This is a genomic window from Acinetobacter rongchengensis, from assembly GCF_003611475.1.
Classification (GTDB): domain Bacteria; phylum Pseudomonadota; class Gammaproteobacteria; order Pseudomonadales; family Moraxellaceae; genus Acinetobacter; species Acinetobacter rongchengensis.
The window spans coordinates 1-17,518 of sequence record NZ_RAXT01000061.1 but is presented as its reverse complement, the minus strand read 5'-3'; the positions used below and the strand labels follow the sequence as shown (position 1 = coordinate 17,518).

Below are 17,518 nucleotides of genomic sequence, written 5' to 3'. Positions count from 1 at the left end.
TCTTGATTCCTGAGATCAAGACGATAGCAAATAAGTGAATAATGTTTCAGCGTTTTTTAGAGTTCTCTAATATCCATAACGCACCTTATTTACAACTCTCAGGGCGCTTAGCTCAGTTGGTAGAGCGTCTGCCTTACAAGCAGAATGTCGGCGGTTCGATCCCGTCAGCGCCCACCATATTCTCTCTTTATTCATTTGATAAATTTAGATACAATCAATATATAATTATTTTAAAAATTACCCATTACTATGAGAAATCCTTATCAACGTAAAGCTGCTTCTTCAACTCAAAAAGGGCCAGTTCAAGCCATTGATCAATATAAAAGTTTTGTAGAAACAATTGTTTCACAAACTAAGTTATATGCACTTTATGATGATGGTTGGGCATTGTGTTCAACACCTACAGGTCAGCAGTCTTTAGCTGTTTGGCACAGTAAAAGTTTAGCTCAGTTATTGATTAAAGATAATTGGAGTCGCTATACACTCCAAGAGATTGACTTAATCCCTTTTTTAGATGAAATGATTCCATTTATTGCCAAAAATAATACGTTGTTATCAATCAATTTAACCCCAGAAGGGCAGAATGTTTTGGTTTCAGGTCATAAGTTTTTGATCGATATGAAAAATTATTTATATCAACTTTATACAACACAGCCTGAGTTGTTTAGAAATAATATAAATTTACCATTACCACGCAAAATTCGAATTAATCAAATGTAATCAATAAATCATTCGTAGGTCATCAGGTGAGTTGATTGTTAATACTCACCCAATAGCCAGCCACTGATATAGGCAAAATATTCTCTGAGCCATGCGTTATAGCGCGTTGTGATCGGGGTTTCTGCACCAACAGTGATAAAGTGTTTATAACCTTGCTTGTTGGCGATTGCACCCGCACGTAGGGTATGGAAATCACTGGTGACTATGGCGATTTTAGAATCTAATCCAAGTTGATGTTTTGTTAAAATTAACTGGCTATTTTTCAGATTTAAATCGGTGCTTGTACTTTGATTTTCTTGAAGAATACGCTTGGCTGGAATTTTTGAATGGTCTTGTAAATAATTGGACATGATTTCAGCTTCAGTTTTTACTTCGCCATAATCAAGCCCACCACTGACGATGATCAGCGTTTGAGGTTGTTTTATCGCAATTTCACCTGCTGTATCTAAACGTTTCGCTAGTGTGGGGGAGGCTTTGCTTTGGATAATGCCACTGCCCAATACAATAATCGCTTGAACATTTTCAATTTGATGTTTTTGATTGGATTTAAGTTGAATATAACCAAAAAATGCAATCAAACTGATTAACCAGATTGCAAATGCGATCCAACCGAATTGCCAAATTTTTTTTATTTTCAAATGTTGATTCAGAAAAGAATGGATAGGCTTGATCCATAGTGCTGTTGTACAAAAAACAAAACCAATCAACAACGGGAGTATTGTTCCCAAATGAATTTTTTTGAATAAAATGAGAATAAACCCATCAAGAAAAAGTAAAAAACCAATAATAAATACAACAGACCGCAGCACTTTGTTTTTATACATATCAATCAAAATCGTTTAAGTATTTTATTATTTTAAACTGAAATGTCATAAGCATGGGTAACTAAATCGTTTTTTCAATATAACCAGTCATGTTTTTAAAACCAAAGCTCAAAGACAAAACCGAGCACTTTGGCTCGGTCTATCTGCTATTCAAAAGATTTAGAATCTATTCATAAAAATTAATAAACATCACGACGATAACGACCATCAAGGCGTAACTGATCTACACGATCTTGACCAAGAATATCGACCAAAGCTTGTTCAACATCACTTGCCATGCCATTGATGCTACCACATACGTAAATGACAGCATCATTCTCTACCCAAGCTTTAAGCACTTCGGCATGCTCACGTAATTTATGATGTACATAGATTTTTTCAGCCTGATCACGAGAGAAGGCCAAATCAATACGTTTAAGCATTGCTGTATTTTGCCAAGCTTGAACTGTATCTTTAAAGAAATAGTCATGAGCTTGTTGACGTTCACCAAAAATCAGCCAGTTATCTGTGTAATCTAAACGCACACGTGCATGAATTAAACTCATGAGACCTGCAATACCTGTACCATTACCAATACAGATAATCGGGCGATTATCTGAAATTAAATGGAAGGATTCATTGGTGCGAATGCGCAAAGAAACTTGCTCACGTAATGCCACATGCTCAGTCAGCCAACCAGAACCTAGTCCAAGTTCGCCGTGTTGATTACGTTGCTGACGAACCACTAAACGTAAAACTTGTTGAGTTGGAATGCTTGCAATTGAATATTCACGTGTTGGCAGTGTCGGTAATTGCTCAAGTAACTGTTGCATATTTGAAAATGAAGCAACCTCTACAGTGAGATCACGATCCCAAAGGGCTTGTTGAATCGTTTGATTCAAAGACGTGACTGGAGTTTCAGCATCGATTTGAAGCTTATCCAAAAATAATTGAATGCGATCTGTACTGTTACCTGTTTGAATTTCAGCAATATCGCCTGCTTGCCAATCGGCATCATGCGGTGCTTGTAGTTCAAGATTAAATGCAGGTGCACCCATACTGTTTGGGTTGAGCAATTCACGTTTTGTCAACGTCCACTGATCAAAGGTTTTTTCAATCGACATCTCTTTTAGATCAAGATGTGTGGTTTGTGCTAAAGCAGTGTTCCATTTTTGAATATCATCATTATTTGCATTATTGACTTGAATGGTTGCAAATAATTGTTGAGCGCCTGATTGTTTTAGCCATTGGTCAATACGGTGTCCAAAAGCGCAGTAAGAGTCAGGATAGTCTTGTGAACCCAATGCCAAAACTGCGTATTTTAAATGAGACAGATCGAGAGACATTGTCATCAGTTTTTTCTCAAAACTTGATGCAAGATCAGGAGCTTCACCTGTCCCATAAGTACTGGCAATAAAGAGGATCTGTTTGGCTTGTTTTAAGTCATCTACAGTCAGTTGCTGTACTGCTTTTACTGTTGTAGGTTGGTGAGCCTCTTGCAAGCTGGTGGCTGTACGCCAAGCCAATTGTTCAGATACACCTGTCTGTGATGCATAGGTAATCAGCCAAGGCGTTACATTTGGATCCAGTTGAACTGCTGAACTGGACTGTTTTGCTGCTAAAGTCAGTTTCTTTTGTTTACGACGTTTGAGATAAAGCATCCAACCTGTCACAAAGAATAATGGCATAACCAATGCAGCAAGCATCGCAATGAACTGATAAACAGGGCCAAAGAAACTACCACGATGCACAGGAAGCATGCTGCTCATGATTTTTTCATTGAGCTTTTTATCTTTATATAACTCTACTTTTTCAAGTTGAGCAGTTTGATAGTTATAAATAGCCTTGTTACGAGCGCGCTCATGTTGAGGAATCGCGTCTACAAAAGAAACTTCAACTTTACCATCCGCTTTTTTAGGAATAGAAACGGTAAGGGTAGAGTAGTCACGTTTAATCTGAGTATTAAATCCACTCCAAGTTTGTGTAAGAGCAACTTGGATTTGTTCAGGTTTTAAACCTTGTTTTTCATCAGGTTCTCGACTTGCTGTACCGAATCGTTCCCCACGATTTGGATTACCACCATCAATTTTTCTTTCATTGGAAGCAGTATCGCCACGACCTTCACCACGCTTTCCAGTATCAGTTTGTCCTTCTACACGATTGCCTTGGGGACGTTGATTAGCTTCACCACGACCAGCTTGCATTTCAGGTTGAGGCTTTTCTACACCTAATACCTTGAACATACCATTGCGCCACCAGTCATAAGACCAATATAAGCCAGTACATGCAAGAATTAAGTAAAAAATCACCACCCATGTCCCAATCACAGCATGGAGATCCCAAAGGAAATTACGCCCTTTGAGCTTTGGTTTAATCACAAACCATTGTTTAAATGAGTGTTTCTTTGGCCAACGTAGATACAAACCACTCAGAACAAAGAAAATCAGCATCAATGTGCTGGCACCTGTAATTTGTTTGCCAAATTCTCCAGCAGTTAAATTACGATGTAGCTGTTGTATAAATTGGAAAAATTCTTTGCCTTTGATTTCAGGTAAAACTTCCGCAGTGTATGGGTTAATCATCATGGTATAACCCTTGCGTGCACCTTCTTTCACAATATTGATGCTAGAAGATTCATCTGGTGCTTTTGCAATGGTAATACTATTGATTTTAGTTTCAGGGCTTTCTGTTTGAAAATGTTGATAAATTTCAGCAGGGGTCAACTTTGCTTTATTTTCAACTTGAACAGTGAAACTATTTGGATTTAACCACTTCTGAATAGGTTGTTCATAAGAATAAATAGCACCAGTTACCCCCATAATGGAAAGAATTAACCCTGCCGTAATCCCTAAGAACCAATGTATTTGGAAAAATGTCTTTTTGAACATGGTCGTGGAAAAGGAAATGTAATTTTGATGGACAAATTATAGCTGAAGATTTAGAAGATAAAATGGATTTTGCAGATAATATTTATTCTCATTATCATTTTTATTAAAGCTTTGTAGTAAAATATAAAAAAACCTCCATGATTTGGAGGTTCTTCATAAAACTAATTTTTACAATGTTTTAGCTTCGCCAACAGATTCTTGCAAGTGCTTACGTACTGTGGCAAAAGGGAAATTTCGGCTGTCCATACGTTTCGGTAGGATATAAGCACCTTGTTGACCTTTCACTTTAAAATTCACCAACATGAAATCAGGTGTGTTATACCACTCATAAATATCGTTCCAGCTAACTGTTCCTACGCCTTCTTGAACGCCCATTTGCTGACGCATGACAATACCACTTGGTTGTACACCGAGTTTAATGCCTTTAATTTCCTGAACTGGAAATTCATTCATTTTACGTTTGACATACCATTCAAGACCAAATTTACGAACCAGTAAATAAATCGCTACGCAGGCAAGAAGTACCCAAAAAATAACAGTTGAATAGTTCTTGATAAAAATAAGACCCAGCAAAGCCAGCGCTACAACAACGCCTATAATTGCCCAAGCTTTCATTCCAATTTTATTGGTGCTGCGCCAAATTGCGAGTTGGGCGTTACGTTGTTCAGCTTCCGAAACTTCGTACGGAACAGGTTGTAAAGTATAAGCGTAAATATTTTTGGCAGTCATAGTGTCAGTAGTGTAGGTAAATCTAGTCAGAGTTTAGCACTAAATCCTCAGATTTAGTGAACGTATTCTACCAAATAACGAAGCAAATTTTATACACATTTATAAAGATGCCAATTCTGTCGATTGTTCATCACGTGCATGGCTTAAGTTTTGTTTTAGTGTTCTTAATTGATCTAAAATACTAAACATAAGTGATAATTGTTGAAGAATAATCAAAGATTTAGAGTTGTCTAGTTCTGATTGATTTAATCGAGTTCGTATGTTCTGCAACATATTTTGTACGCTTAAATCGGGTGTTTCATCTCGTAGTAACGCGCCACGAATATCATCGAGTGCTTGGTCCAATAAATTTAAAACTTCTTGATCTTGTATTTGTGCCCGATGCGCACCTAATGCAGCGATGTAGCTAATAAATGTATGATTTAAAGCTAGAAATTTAAATGCCAAACCTTTTTGACTAGGATCAAAATCAGGTTCGGTGGCTAAAGTTGAAATGAGCGAAGCGACATCGGCATCGGTATTGTGTGCTGCACGGCGAACAATTCGATAGTTCAAGGCATTATTTCGACCATGATGATATTGATTGACCACCTCAGCCAAATAGTTGCATTGCGCTTCTAAAGAACGCTGAATGGTTCTAGGTAGGCGACGGAATTTCCAATCTGGGAAAATAAAACTCACGCCAAACCATGCCAAAGCACAGCCAATAATCGTATCAACCATACGTGGTAGACCTGCGTCAAAGCCGCTCCCATCAAGATTAAAGTTAATTAAAGCCAAAGTTGTTACAAAAGCAGTGGCTTGAGCATATTGTTTACTGCGTAAATCGAAGAACAACACACCTGTGAGTACCATTAATAATAATTGTCCTTCGATTGATGGGACAAAATATAAAATGGCATAACCTAAAATAATCCCGGCCAGCGTACCGATAATTCGTAAACGTAAACGACGTTTGGTGGCGTTAAAATTGGGTTGACTGACAAACAGGGCAGTGAGTAGCACCCAATAACCATATTCAATATTGGTCATTTGAATAAAAACATAACCAATGAAAAGCACAATCGAAACACGAATCGCATGTCTAAACAGAACAGATTCAGGGGTTAAATTCTGTTTAATACGAATAAAAATATCATCCCAACCTTTTAAGTCATCATCTTTGAGCTGGTGTTCAATATGTTTGCTTTGATCAGTCGTAATATGACGTTCAGTTTCGAGATTTCTCAATTGAGCATCAATCGATTTGAGGTTTTGATAAAGAGAAAAGAATGCATTGATCCACATCAAGTCATATTTTTCTTCTTGTTTTAACTTGTCTAAAGAATGTCGCAGGTTTTTAAATGCATGTTCAAAGCGAGTATTATGCCGATATGCGGTACGGTGCAAAATACTATCACTTAAATCCTTACATGCTTTACCTTGTAATGTCAGAACTCGTTGAAAACGAAATAGAATATCACTGTGCTCAAATAACTTTGCTATTTTTTGATAGTCAATATGAGCAGAATCAGCACGTTCATGGATATCTTGCGCGACAAAGTAGTATTGTAAGCTTCGACGTGTATCACGTTGACCTCTATCCCCTTTTAATCGAGTCAGTAGCGCAGTACGCATTTCGTTGAAAATAGTGATCAATCGACCATTTTCCAACGATAAACTAATCATGCTTTGTTGGTAGCTGTCTGAAGTCATATCGACATCAAACAAATTGGATTTTGAAAATAAAAAATCACCCAGCGCGGAATAGCACTGCGATAATTTATCTTGAACTTGGCGAACTGGAAAAAGTAGAAAACTAATCGTTGAAATCAGGCCATACCAAGCTGCACCGATGACCAATAACATCGGTTGCATATACCATTGATCAAATAAATGTACCCCCAGCATGGTATATACAGAAATTACCAAACAACCGTAGGAAATCGTGGCATAACGACGTCCCAAAGAACCCAATAGAATCCAACCTATACAAGAAACAATCAGTCCAATGGCAAATAAAATCGGGTAGGGGAAAAGTAGAGTGACAGAAGTTGCGGTTATGAAAAATCCAATGTAGGTATACAATAAGTTTTGAATACGTACTGAAAAGCGGTCATCAATATCACTTAAACCTGCGGCAAGAACACCTAAGGTTAAAGGAATAGTCATTAACTGATTTCCCATGAGATAAGGAACAAATGCAGTACCTGAAAAGGCAATGATCATTCGCAAGTTATACATAAAACTTGTGTTATAGGTGGCTTTTTGGAGTTTTAACAACCAAGTCTTCAAAGGAAATCCTTATTTAATCAATAGATGTTATGAAAAAGATCACAATACGAGAATTTATGTGATTTTTAACTGTTATCGATGACAAATCATACATCGGACAGTGTAAACTTGTCTGCAATCTTCGTATGCAATTATAAATGATCTATGTCTGAAAAAAACGCTAGGCAACAGTATTCTATTGGTTGGATTATGCTTTTGGCTCTATTTACATCTTTGGGGCCGCTATCCATCGATATGTATTTGCCAGCATTGCCTGAAATGGCACAAGATTTTCATGTCTCAACTCAACAAATTGCCAATACTTTACCTGCTTATTTTCTAGGGTTAGCCATTGGGCAACTGATTTATGGTCCTATCAGTGATCGTATTGGACGCAAAAAACCCCTGTATTTTGGTATGGCACTTTACACATTTGCCAGTTTACTGTGTGTTATTGCACCCGATCATTGGTCTTTGATTGCTGCACGTATTCTACAAGCCTTGGGTGGCTGTGTCGGTGTGGTGATGGCACGAGCTGCAATTCGTGATCGTTTAGATATCCAAAGTTCAGCACAAGCTTTTGCGAGTATGATGATTGTGATGGGAATTGCACCAATTCTTGCGCCAACGTTCGGTGCAGCTATTCTGCATTTCTTTAATTGGCATGTAGTTTTTCTTGCATTGTCTTTGATTGGTTTAATTTGTTTGCTGTGCGTACATTTTTTATTTAAAGAAACACTTGCTCCTGAGCGCAGATTAAATCTGAATTTCCAACAAGTTTTTATTTTATATGCGTCTATTTTAAAAGATAAAACTTTCCGCTTTCCTATGATGGCAGGCTGTTTTACGGGTGCTGCCTTGTTTTGTTATATCAGTTCAGCTTCAGCGGTGTTGATGGATGGTTATCATTTGTCTCAACAACGATTTGCATTTGCATTCGGTTTTAATGCTTTGGGTATCATTATTTTATCGTCTTTAAACAAACGTTTAGCCAATAAAGTCTCTGTCGTTAATCGCTTGAAAATAGGTGGATTGATTCAAGTACTTGGTGCTTCAATTATTGTTTTAGCAGGATTATTGGCGACTGCGCCATTTGCCTTAGTGATGTTTGGACTTTTCCTCACAGTTTCAGGAATTGGTTTTACTGGGCCAAACGCAATGGCTTTAGCAATGTCAGAACAAGGTGCAAGGGCTGGAACAGCAAGTGCGATTATGGGCAGTATGCAATTTGCATGCGGGCTTTTAGGCGGTGTGGTTCTGAATTTCTTGGTTTGGAGTCAATTGTTTAATATGGGAATTTTAATGTTGGCATTTACATGTATGGGGATGATGATGATTTTAAAAGTTTCCAAGCAAATCAGACTCAAACAAAAAGTTGCTTAGCTATTTAGCTATATGATTGTCGATGTTTGGGGTGTCAATGCTTGAGTGTTCGCTCTGTGTATGAATCGCTTATCTTGTAATATTTAAATGAAGCTAAAAAAGGATTCTATAAAAAATAAAAGCCGACGATTCGAGTGATGAGTAAATCGTCGGCTAAAATACTTCTTTCAATTTAGATTTAGGCTGCTATTCTAAATCTAGATGTTGAAGCATAAGTTTTAGGTCTCTCTAGGGAGGAAGGTCTCCAAATCTATGCGGATGCCGTGCACTAGGACTTGGTTGCTGCGACCTTATACTTATATAACGACATCGTTTTAGGATTGGTTGACAAGAAAATAAAAAAAATTAAAAAAAATTTCTTATAATGTATTTTTGAAGTTTGGATCAGTCTCGATGGTTTCGCTAAGCAAATATTTTTTATGGTTTTTTGTTCTTTGTTTAGTGTTGACTATGGTTATGGGGTTAATCAGTTTACTGGTACCGAATCAAATTGCAGGGGTTCTTATCGCATTTCCCTACTTAATCAGCATGATCATTGTATTACATTTGTTTTTAAAACAACAGAAAAGAGCACCCACTCAACAAGAGCAGAAAAAATTCACCATTGGCTTTAGTCTGATTTTTTGGGGCTATAATTTAGTTGGTTTAATTGGGGAAATTATATATTTTTCTCAGCAAAACCCTGAAGTTCTCACAAACTTCTTATCAGGTTTACAAAATATTCAATTTCTAAGTATTTCAATTTTGATGCTACTCATGCTTGCTATTCCTTTATATTTAATCACTTACTGGTTTTATGGTAAACAAGCACAACGTATGGCTGCAAAAATGTTTGGAGGATAGTTTATATATTTCTTTAAACACCCAAAACATAAAACAGGAATAAATACAGAATGAAAACAGTTTTAGTGACAGGGGCAACAGGATTTATTGGCAGCCATTTGCTTGAATATTTATTCAGTCATGGTTTTTATGTGGTTGGATATTCTAGACAAAAGAAAGCATCGACCAATACGCAGCTTCGATGGATCCAAGATTTTTCTGAACTTAAAAATTTAACAATAGACTATGTGGTAAATTTGGCAGGAGAAAGTATTGGAGAAGGGCGTTGGACAGCTAAACGCAAGCAACAACTGATTCAAAGTCGTGTTGTTACAACGCAAAAACTTTATCATAGTTTAGAGCAATTTCAGATCAAACCTGAATGTATCGTTTCAGCATCTGCAATCGGTTTTTATGGTATCGATCTTGATGAAAATTGGGATGTTGAATGTGATGAAACGTCAGCACCTCAAAATATTTTTATGTCTGAACTGTGCCAAAAATGGGAAGCTGAAGCGCTCAGCCATCTAAATCAAAATACGAAGATTATGCGTTTGGGTGTTGTTTTTGGAAAAGGTGGTGGAATATTGCCGCAGATGTTGCTCCCCATCAAACTGAATTTGATGGGTAGAATTGGTTCAGGTCGTCAACCGATGACTTGGGTACATGTAGATGATGTGATTCAAGCGATTCTATTCTTATTGAGCAATCATTCTGATCAGAAAATTTATAATGTGGTTGCACCTGACCATATTTCTCAACTGCAATTTGCTCAAACTGCTGCACAGGTTTTAAAGCGTAAGCCTGTGTTATTCCTACCTAGTTTTGTGATGAAAATGCTGATGGGAGAACAATCTCAATTGGTTTTAAATGGGCAATATGTTCAACCCAAAGCCTTGTTGAAAGAGAATTTTCAGTTTCAATATGTAGATTTAACCAGTGCTTTAAAACAGATTACCAATTAGATATCTTGCAAAAGTCAAAAATGATCGAAGATTAATATTGAAAACTCCTTCTCTTGAGCCATATATGGCTCAAGAGAAGGTCTGGATGAGGGCGATTTATCATAAAATCCTCACCCTCTTGCTGGTAATAATGCTCATCCTTTAAAAGGAGAGGGAACTTCCATTATAAATAGAAGTTCATCACAACTCGACTTATGCAAGGAGCCTAATCCGTAAAATCCAGTTATTCATTATCGACATCATGCTCAAAAGAAACTTTTTATCCTGCTTGTTTTAAGCGTTCTGTGGAGTACGCATTAGGATTGACTAAAGTGTCCTGATTTAAAATAAGTTGCCTGAGTAATTGAGCAGACGCTGGCCCCATGCATAAACCATTACGATAATGCCCAAAATTGGCCCAAAGGTTATCAAGTTCAGGCATTTTCCCAATATAAGGAATACCAGTTGGTGAGCTTGGACGTAAGCCAGCCCATTGTTTTACAATTGGAAAATTAGCCAGTTCGGGCACCATTTCCACACACGCCTTATAAATATTTTGTTGTGTTTGCACACTTGGACGTTGATCAAAACCAATATTTTGCATACTTGAACCGCAAACTACATGGCCATCCATGCGGGGAATCAGGTACATCACCTTATTCATACACATCGTCGGTAACCAATTCTCAGGGGTTTTGAAGAGCATCATTTGCCCTTGAACAGGTTCGACAGGAATCGAAAGTTGTAATTGTTCAGACCAACAATTCGACCATGCTCCTGTCGCAATCACAAATTGATCTGCTACAAAATGTTGTCCATTTGATGTTTGTATAGATTGAATGTGTTGATTTTGAATATTAAATTTTTCAATCCATATGTTTTCATGCACTTCAACATTTGGATGTTGCTTGAGATAAGTGATGAGTGATTTGAGCAGCCTTGGATTTCGTATATTGGCCAAGTGTGGAAAATAGATTGCATGTTGAAATTGTTGTGAAATGTGTGGATTCACGTGTTCAAGTTGGGTTCTTTTTAAATATTCGCAATGTTGTATTGGGTCTTGGTATTTTTCTTTATAAGCCAGTCCAATATCGAAATCATCTTCATCAAAAATCAGCATACCTGTTTCATGGATCTGAAAATCAATTCCAGTCACAGGTTGTAATTTTGCATTCCATTGTTGATAAAACTGTTTTGCGTATTGGGCAAGGTCGTTGACTTCTTGGGGATATCGCCATGGATACATTGCTGAAAGAATACCACCTCCTGCCCATGAGGCAGCATGTCCAGCTTGTTGCTGGTCAAAAAGTGTGATTTTACAGCCTTGTTCTGCAAGTTCTAACGCAGTGAGTAATCCGCTTACCCCTGCACCGATAATGGCGATGTGCATGTTGTGTTTAGTACCGATACTCAATTTTATTTTTAATTCACCCTATTTACGCACAGTTTTACAGTAACTCTTTAAAACTTATCCGTAGATAGGGCAGTTCAATCTTTCATTCAATAGATTATGAATGCCTCCTTTTTAAAGGGAGGTTGGGAGGGATTGATTACTTCATTTGTTTTAATTGACGTGCGGCATGTTCAGCGTAGTATGTCCAAATACCATCTGCACCTGCTCGACGGAAGCACATCAGTGATTCCATGATGACACTTTCAGACAACCAACCGTTTTGAATTGCTGCTGCGAGCATCGCATATTCACCACTGACCTGATACACAAAGGTCGGTACGCCAAAGGTGTCTTTAACCTCACGCACTACATCTAAATAAGGCATACCAGGTTTTACAATCACCATATCGGCGCCTTCTTGAATATCCAGTGCGATTTCATGTAAAGCTTCAGCACGATTACCAACATCCATTTGGTAATTGTATTTATTGCCACCTTTTAAGTTTGATGATGAACCTACTGCATCACGGAATGGGCCATAAAAGCTGGATGCGTATTTCGCAGAATAGGCCATGATACTGGTATAAATATGACCATGACTTTCTAAAGCAGTACGAATAGCACCAATACGCCCATCCATCATATCACTCGGTGCGATAACATCTGCACCTGCTTCCGCATGGCTTAAAGCTTGTTTAATTAAACATTGAACAGTTTCATCATTTAAAACATAACCTGTCTCGTCGATAATACCGTCTTGCCCATGTGTCGTATAAGGGTCTAATGCGCCGTCGGTGATGAGTACCATTTCAGGTAATTCTTTTTTCAAAAGGCGTAGCGTGTTTTGTACTAAACCATCTTCATGCCATGCCGCTTCTGCGCTTAAGCTTTTGTCTTGCTGCGGTGTTACTGGAAAGAGAGCGAGTTTAGAAACACCAAGTTCTAGCAAGGTTTCTGCTTTTTTTAACAGTAAATCCGCAGATAAACGCTGTACATTCGGCATACTTGGCACATCTTGGGTTTGGTTTTGCCCTGGAAGTACGAATACTGGATAAATGAGGTGATCTGCTGTGAGTTGAGTCTCTCTTACCATCGCTCTAAGTTTGTCGTTTTTACGGATACGGCGCATACGCGTAGCGGGAAAAGCAGGACGATTGAACGTATAAGTCATAACACAATCTCGTTGTTCAGTATTAAACTAGGTCATAATTGTAGTCCTTTCATATGTCTTTTGGGGAAAAACTCACGTTTTTTCTCATTATTGGTTCCGAAATTATTATGCGTGATTCTTCTAAAACTGATTCTGCACCAAGCGAATCACAAAAAAAATGGACTGGTAACTTACATTTAGGTGCGAAAGCAGACTTAAATGTTGTTCTCAATCAGCTTACTACAGCATTTAACGGTTCACCTTACTTTTCGCACAACACAATGCAAATGCGTGTTGTGAATAATGAAATTGAAGGTTATATCGAAATGCAATCATTCTTGATTGGAAATGTTGCCTTTCAAATTTTACATGGTGGTGTTGCTGCAACATTGTTGGACAGTATTGGTGGAATTGTGGCAATGGGGGAGCTTTATAAACGAGCAGAACCAGACCAACTTCCAGATACCTTAAAAAAAGTTTCTCGTTTAGCAACGGTTGATATGCGGGTTGACTATTTAGCGCCGGGTCGTGGTAAACATTTCATTGCTAAAGCTGAAACTTTACGAATGGGACGAAAAGGCTGCACGATGCGTATGACGATGGTCAATGATGAAGGCCAAGCCATTGCAACTGCAATCGCATCCTATGCTTATTAAATTTTTTAAGTGTACTGACTAGTACAGATTGTATTTATTATGTCAATATAAGCCATCAAAATGATTATTTTGGTGGCTTTTTTTTTACGGGGAAATTATTAAAACCAAGAGTATTGCAGAAAATTCTCTAGTTAAACTGGTGAGTAATATTTTTATTCTCACATTATGATTTTTATCTGTAAAATTGATCGCCACAATTTTTTAAAAAATGGACTTATTCATTATCCAATATATGTTTCATTTAAGTCATTAAGTTGAAATTCAGCTTAATGACTTAAACTCGGCTAAAGATAGTGATAGAGACCATAAACGCTAGGAACATGCGATGACTGAAGCGCAAAAGACGAATGCATCTCCCAATGATGACGCAAAAGAATCTCAAACAGATTTAGAAGCGCAGCAAAAACGTAAGAAAATGCTGAAAATATTTGCAATGCTGATTATCGTTGCAGCGATTTTATATGCAATTGGGGCTTTGGTTTTTGGACATTCCGTAGACACAGACAATGCCTATGTCGGTGCAGAAACTGCCGAAATTACTTCTATGGTTAGTGGCCAAGTAGAAAAAGTATTGGTGAGTGATACCCAACAAGTCAAAAAAGGCGATGTTTTGGCCATTATTGATCATCGTGATGCAAAAATTGCAGTTGCTCAAGCTGAAGCAGAATTGGCGAAAGCCAAGCGCCAATATACGCAAAGTTCAGCAAACAGCAGTTCATTGTCTTCGCAGATTTTAGTCAGTGCTGACGACATTAACAGTGCTAAAGCACAAGTGGCACAAGCCGAAGTGGCTTACCAGCAAGCACAACAAGAATTTTCACGCCGTCAGCAATTAAGTGCATCAGGTGCAATTTCTAAAGAAGAATTTACCAAATCGCAAAGTGCTTTAAATAATGCCAAAGCCAGTGTCGATGTTGCTCAAGCAGCACTTGCGCAAGCTGAATCTAAGCGCAAAGCGGCACAAAGTAATTTAGATGCCAATGAAGCATTAATCAAAGACTCATCACAATCTTCTACACCTGATGTATTGGTTGCGCAAGCTAAACTTGACCAAGCTTTGCTTGATTTACAACGTACAGAAATCAAAGCACCTTTAGATGGTGTGGTAGCACGTCGTAGTATTCAAATTGGACAACGTGTCGCACCTGGATCAGTTTTAATGAAAATTGTTCCAATTAATGCTTTATATGTCGACGCAAATTTCAAAGAAAGCCAATTGAAGAAAGTTAAAGTTGGACAAAAAGCAACTTTAACTTCTGATTTATATGGTCATAGTGTTGAATATCATGGCACGGTGATAGGCTTTTCAGGTGGTACAGGCTCAGCTTTTGCTTTAATTCCTGCACAAAATGCAACAGGGAATTGGATCAAAGTCGTTCAACGTTTACCTGTACGTATTCAACTTGATCCTAAAGAATTGGTTGAACATCCATTACGCGTGGGTTTATCCATGGAAGCAGAGGTTGATACCTCATCAGCGAAGTAATGCCGCATGAATAGCACAACTTTTCAAGGCGAGTTAAAGGGTGGTAAATTATTACTGGCCGCCTTCTTCCTCGCACTGGCAAACTTTATGGTCGTATTAGATATGACCATTGCCAATGTATCTGTTCCTCATATTACAGGAAGTTTAGCTGTTTCAAGTTCGCAAGGAACTTGGGTCATTACCTCTTATGCTGTCGCTGAAGCAATCTGTGTTCCTTTGACGGGATGGCTCGCAGGGCGTTTTGGTGCAGTACGTGTTTTTATCATTAGTTTGATTGGTTTTACTACATTTTCAGTCTTGTGTGGTTTATCCAATAGTTTGGCTATGCTCGTGCTTTGCCGTATTGGACAAGGCTTATTTGGCGGGCCAATTATGCCGCTTAGCCAAACTTTACTGATGCATATTTTCCCACCTGAAAAGCATTCACAAGCCATGGGAATGTGGGCCATGACCACTGTTGTTGGACCAATTTTAGGCCCAATTTTGGGCGGGACAATCAGTGATAACTTTTCATGGCACTGGATTTTCTTCATTAATATTCCAGTTGGAGTCATCTGTGCACTTGGGGTAATGCGTTTGATGAAAACGTCAGAAACTCCAATCATGAAATTACCGATTGATACAATTGGTTTAACCTTATTGATCATTTGGATTGGCGCATTACAGTTGATGCTCGATTTAGGTCATGAACGAGATTGGTTTAACAACACCTTCATTTGTATTCTTGCTGTGATTCTCGTGATTGGTTTTATTGCCTTTTTTATCTGGGAATATTATGAAAAGCATCCAATCGTCAATATTCAGATATTTCGATACCGTGGTTTTACCATTGCAACGCTGTCCTTAGCATTTGCTTTTGCGGCGTTCTTTGGCAGTATTGTTTTGATTCCGCAATGGGTACAAATCAACTTGGGCTATACCGCTTCATGGGCAGGCTATCTGACAGCGACCATGGGTTTTGGTAGTTTGCTCATGTCACCAATTGTGGCAAAAATGGCGACAAAATATGATCCTAGAGCATTAGCAAGTTTTGGATTGATGATTTTAGGTGGCGTCACACTGATGCGTTCTTTTTGGACCACGGACGCTGACTTTATGGCATTGGCTTTACCTCAGATTATCCAAGGTTTTGCAGTACCACTGTTCTTTATTCCATTGTCAAATATTGCTTTGGGTGTCGTTCGTCCAGATGAAGTGGCTTCGGCTGCGGGTTTAATGAACTTTATGCGAACGATGGCGGGAGCAATTGGTGCATCTATTGCGGTAACCATTTGGGATGATCATGCCAAGCTGGCACGTAGTGAGATTGTTTCCACAATGCATGTTGAAGAAACGCAACGTAACCTGGTCAATAATGGTTTCAGTCCTGAAATGGCTTTGGGTACGATTTCCAATTTAGTCGATAAAGAAGCTTTAACACTTTCAGTCAATCATGTGTTTTTGATTTTTGCGATGATCTTTATTTTCGCAGGATTGATTATTTGGTTATGTCCAAGGCCGAAGGGCAATGTCGGTGCTGGACATGCACATTAAACATTAAGTGAGATGAATAGCCTGCTGAAAAGTAGGCTTTTTTTATGAAATTTATGTACGCTGATTAAGCGGGCTGCTGTGTATTTTTCTGTATTGATGAAGATCAGGTATAATAATCTGATTGTGTACCACTATGGGGAATATTTATGAAGTCTGAATTTCAGCAAGGAAAAATTAAACAATACGATGCCGAAAGAGGTTTTGGATTTATTGGTGGACTTGAACAAGATATTTTCTTTCATATTTCTGATTTTCCACTTGCAGATGGTGAGCCAAAGCGAAACGAAAGAGTTAAATTTATCGTGGTTGAAAATAACGGTAAGTTAAGAGCTATGAAAATTGAACGTGTTGAAGATCAATCTGCGAAGGCAAAAAAGACCAGAGTTGTTGAGCATAATAAGTCGATTACCAATACCTTGTTGTCAAATTTTAGAAAGTGATTGGTATAAGCCTTTCTAATCTTCTTTCTTAACGGGAGGCCGTGAGTGCTGGTGGTAGATTCATGGTATTTCTCCCTTTTTAAAAGGGAGATTAGGAAGGATTAAATAGAAGAATAAAAATGAAACCCTATAATAAAAATTTAAAACAACCCTCACGTGACCTTAGAAATAATATGACGGATGCAGAGTTGTTGCTTTGGAAAAAGTTGCGTCGTAAACAAATTTTAGGTTTACAGTTCTACCGTCAAAAACCAATCTTAAATTATATCGTTGATTTTTATTGTCCATCTGCAAATTTGGTGCTTGAGTGTGACGGTG

General features: G+C 38.1%; 15 protein-coding genes and 1 tRNA gene. 10 read left to right on the top strand and 6 right to left on the bottom strand.

Going from position 1 to position 17,518, the window contains the following annotated elements:
* The first annotated feature begins 101 nt into the window (after positions 1-101).
* Together D7V20_RS16725 and D7V20_RS16720 are read left to right on the top strand one after the other, a co-directional pair.
* Positions 102-177, top strand: a tRNA-Val gene (locus D7V20_RS16725).
* A gap of 72 nt (positions 178-249) precedes the next feature.
* On the top strand, positions 250-720 hold the full coding sequence (locus tag D7V20_RS16720) for a DUF2750 domain-containing protein (protein WP_120385184.1): 471 nt from the start codon (positions 250-252) through the stop codon (positions 718-720).
* Positions 721-758: 38 nt separating this feature from the next.
* On the opposite strand, the gene D7V20_RS16715 is transcribed toward D7V20_RS16720, so the two are convergent.
* The 4 genes from D7V20_RS16715 to yccS form a co-directional block, all read right to left on the bottom strand.
* Positions 759-1,544 carry a YdcF family protein gene (locus tag D7V20_RS16715; protein WP_120385183.1) on the bottom strand — a complete coding sequence of 262 codons (786 nt, stop codon included), beginning with the start codon at positions 1,542-1,544 and terminating at the stop codon, positions 759-761.
* A gap of 179 nt (positions 1,545-1,723) precedes the next feature.
* Positions 1,724-4,411: a PepSY domain-containing protein gene (locus D7V20_RS16710; RefSeq protein WP_120385182.1), complete on the bottom strand. Its 2,688-nt coding sequence runs from the start codon at positions 4,409-4,411 to the stop codon at positions 1,724-1,726.
* A 168-nt stretch (positions 4,412-4,579) separates the two neighbouring features.
* The gene (locus tag D7V20_RS16705) at positions 4,580-5,140 is read right to left on the bottom strand and encodes an SdpI family protein (protein WP_120385181.1); all 561 of its coding nucleotides are present in this window, start codon (positions 5,138-5,140) and stop codon (positions 4,580-4,582) included.
* 99 nt (positions 5,141-5,239) lie between these two features.
* Entirely contained in the window at positions 5,240-7,414 is a 2,175-nt protein-coding gene (gene yccS, locus D7V20_RS16700; RefSeq protein ID WP_120385180.1) for a YccS family putative transporter, read from the bottom strand.
* Positions 7,415-7,558: 144 nt separating this feature from the next.
* Here yccS and D7V20_RS16695 point away from each other — a divergent pair, with 144 nt between their 5' ends.
* The 3 genes from D7V20_RS16695 (at position 7,559) to D7V20_RS16685 (ending at position 10,563) form a co-directional block, all read left to right on the top strand.
* Positions 7,559-8,776, top strand: a complete 1,218-nt coding sequence (locus D7V20_RS16695; protein WP_120385179.1) for a multidrug effflux MFS transporter — start codon at positions 7,559-7,561, stop codon at positions 8,774-8,776.
* A gap of 393 nt (positions 8,777-9,169) precedes the next feature.
* Entirely contained in the window at positions 9,170-9,619 is a 450-nt protein-coding gene (locus D7V20_RS16690; protein ID WP_120385178.1) for an ABZJ_00895 family protein, read from the top strand.
* A 50-nt stretch (positions 9,620-9,669) separates the two neighbouring features.
* The gene (locus tag D7V20_RS16685; protein ID WP_120385177.1) at positions 9,670-10,563 is read left to right on the top strand and encodes a TIGR01777 family oxidoreductase; all 894 of its coding nucleotides are present in this window, start codon (positions 9,670-9,672) and stop codon (positions 10,561-10,563) included.
* A 259-nt stretch (positions 10,564-10,822) separates the two neighbouring features.
* Here the strand turns inward: D7V20_RS16685 and thiO are convergent, their stop codons facing one another.
* Both thiO and hemB read right to left on the bottom strand, forming a co-directional pair.
* The gene (thiO, locus tag D7V20_RS16680) at positions 10,823-11,932 is read right to left on the bottom strand and encodes a glycine oxidase ThiO (protein ID WP_120385176.1); all 1,110 of its coding nucleotides are present in this window, start codon (positions 11,930-11,932) and stop codon (positions 10,823-10,825) included.
* Between the two features lie 160 nt (positions 11,933-12,092).
* Entirely contained in the window at positions 12,093-13,106 is a 1,014-nt protein-coding gene (hemB, locus tag D7V20_RS16675; RefSeq protein ID WP_120385175.1) for a porphobilinogen synthase, read from the bottom strand.
* Between the two features lie 107 nt (positions 13,107-13,213).
* Here hemB and D7V20_RS16670 point away from each other — a divergent pair, with 107 nt between their 5' ends.
* The 5 genes from D7V20_RS16670 to D7V20_RS16650 all read left to right on the top strand — a co-directional run.
* Positions 13,214-13,741 carry a thioesterase family protein gene (locus D7V20_RS16670; RefSeq protein WP_120385185.1) on the top strand — a complete coding sequence of 176 codons (528 nt, stop codon included), beginning with the start codon at positions 13,214-13,216 and terminating at the stop codon, positions 13,739-13,741.
* A gap of 325 nt (positions 13,742-14,066) precedes the next feature.
* Positions 14,067-15,227, top strand: a complete 1,161-nt coding sequence (locus tag D7V20_RS16665; RefSeq protein ID WP_120385174.1) for an HlyD family secretion protein — start codon at positions 14,067-14,069, stop codon at positions 15,225-15,227.
* 6 nt (positions 15,228-15,233) lie between these two features.
* Positions 15,234-16,760 (top strand): DHA2 family efflux MFS transporter permease subunit, encoded by a 1,527-nt coding sequence (locus tag D7V20_RS16660; RefSeq protein WP_120385173.1) that lies wholly within the window; start codon positions 15,234-15,236, stop codon positions 16,758-16,760.
* 146 nt (positions 16,761-16,906) lie between these two features.
* Positions 16,907-17,200: a cold-shock protein gene (locus D7V20_RS16655; protein WP_120385172.1), complete on the top strand. Its 294-nt coding sequence runs from the start codon at positions 16,907-16,909 to the stop codon at positions 17,198-17,200.
* A 119-nt stretch (positions 17,201-17,319) separates the two neighbouring features.
* Positions 17,320-17,518: endonuclease domain-containing protein (locus D7V20_RS16650; protein ID WP_120385171.1), on the top strand; the 199-nt coding region annotated here is incomplete at its 3' end.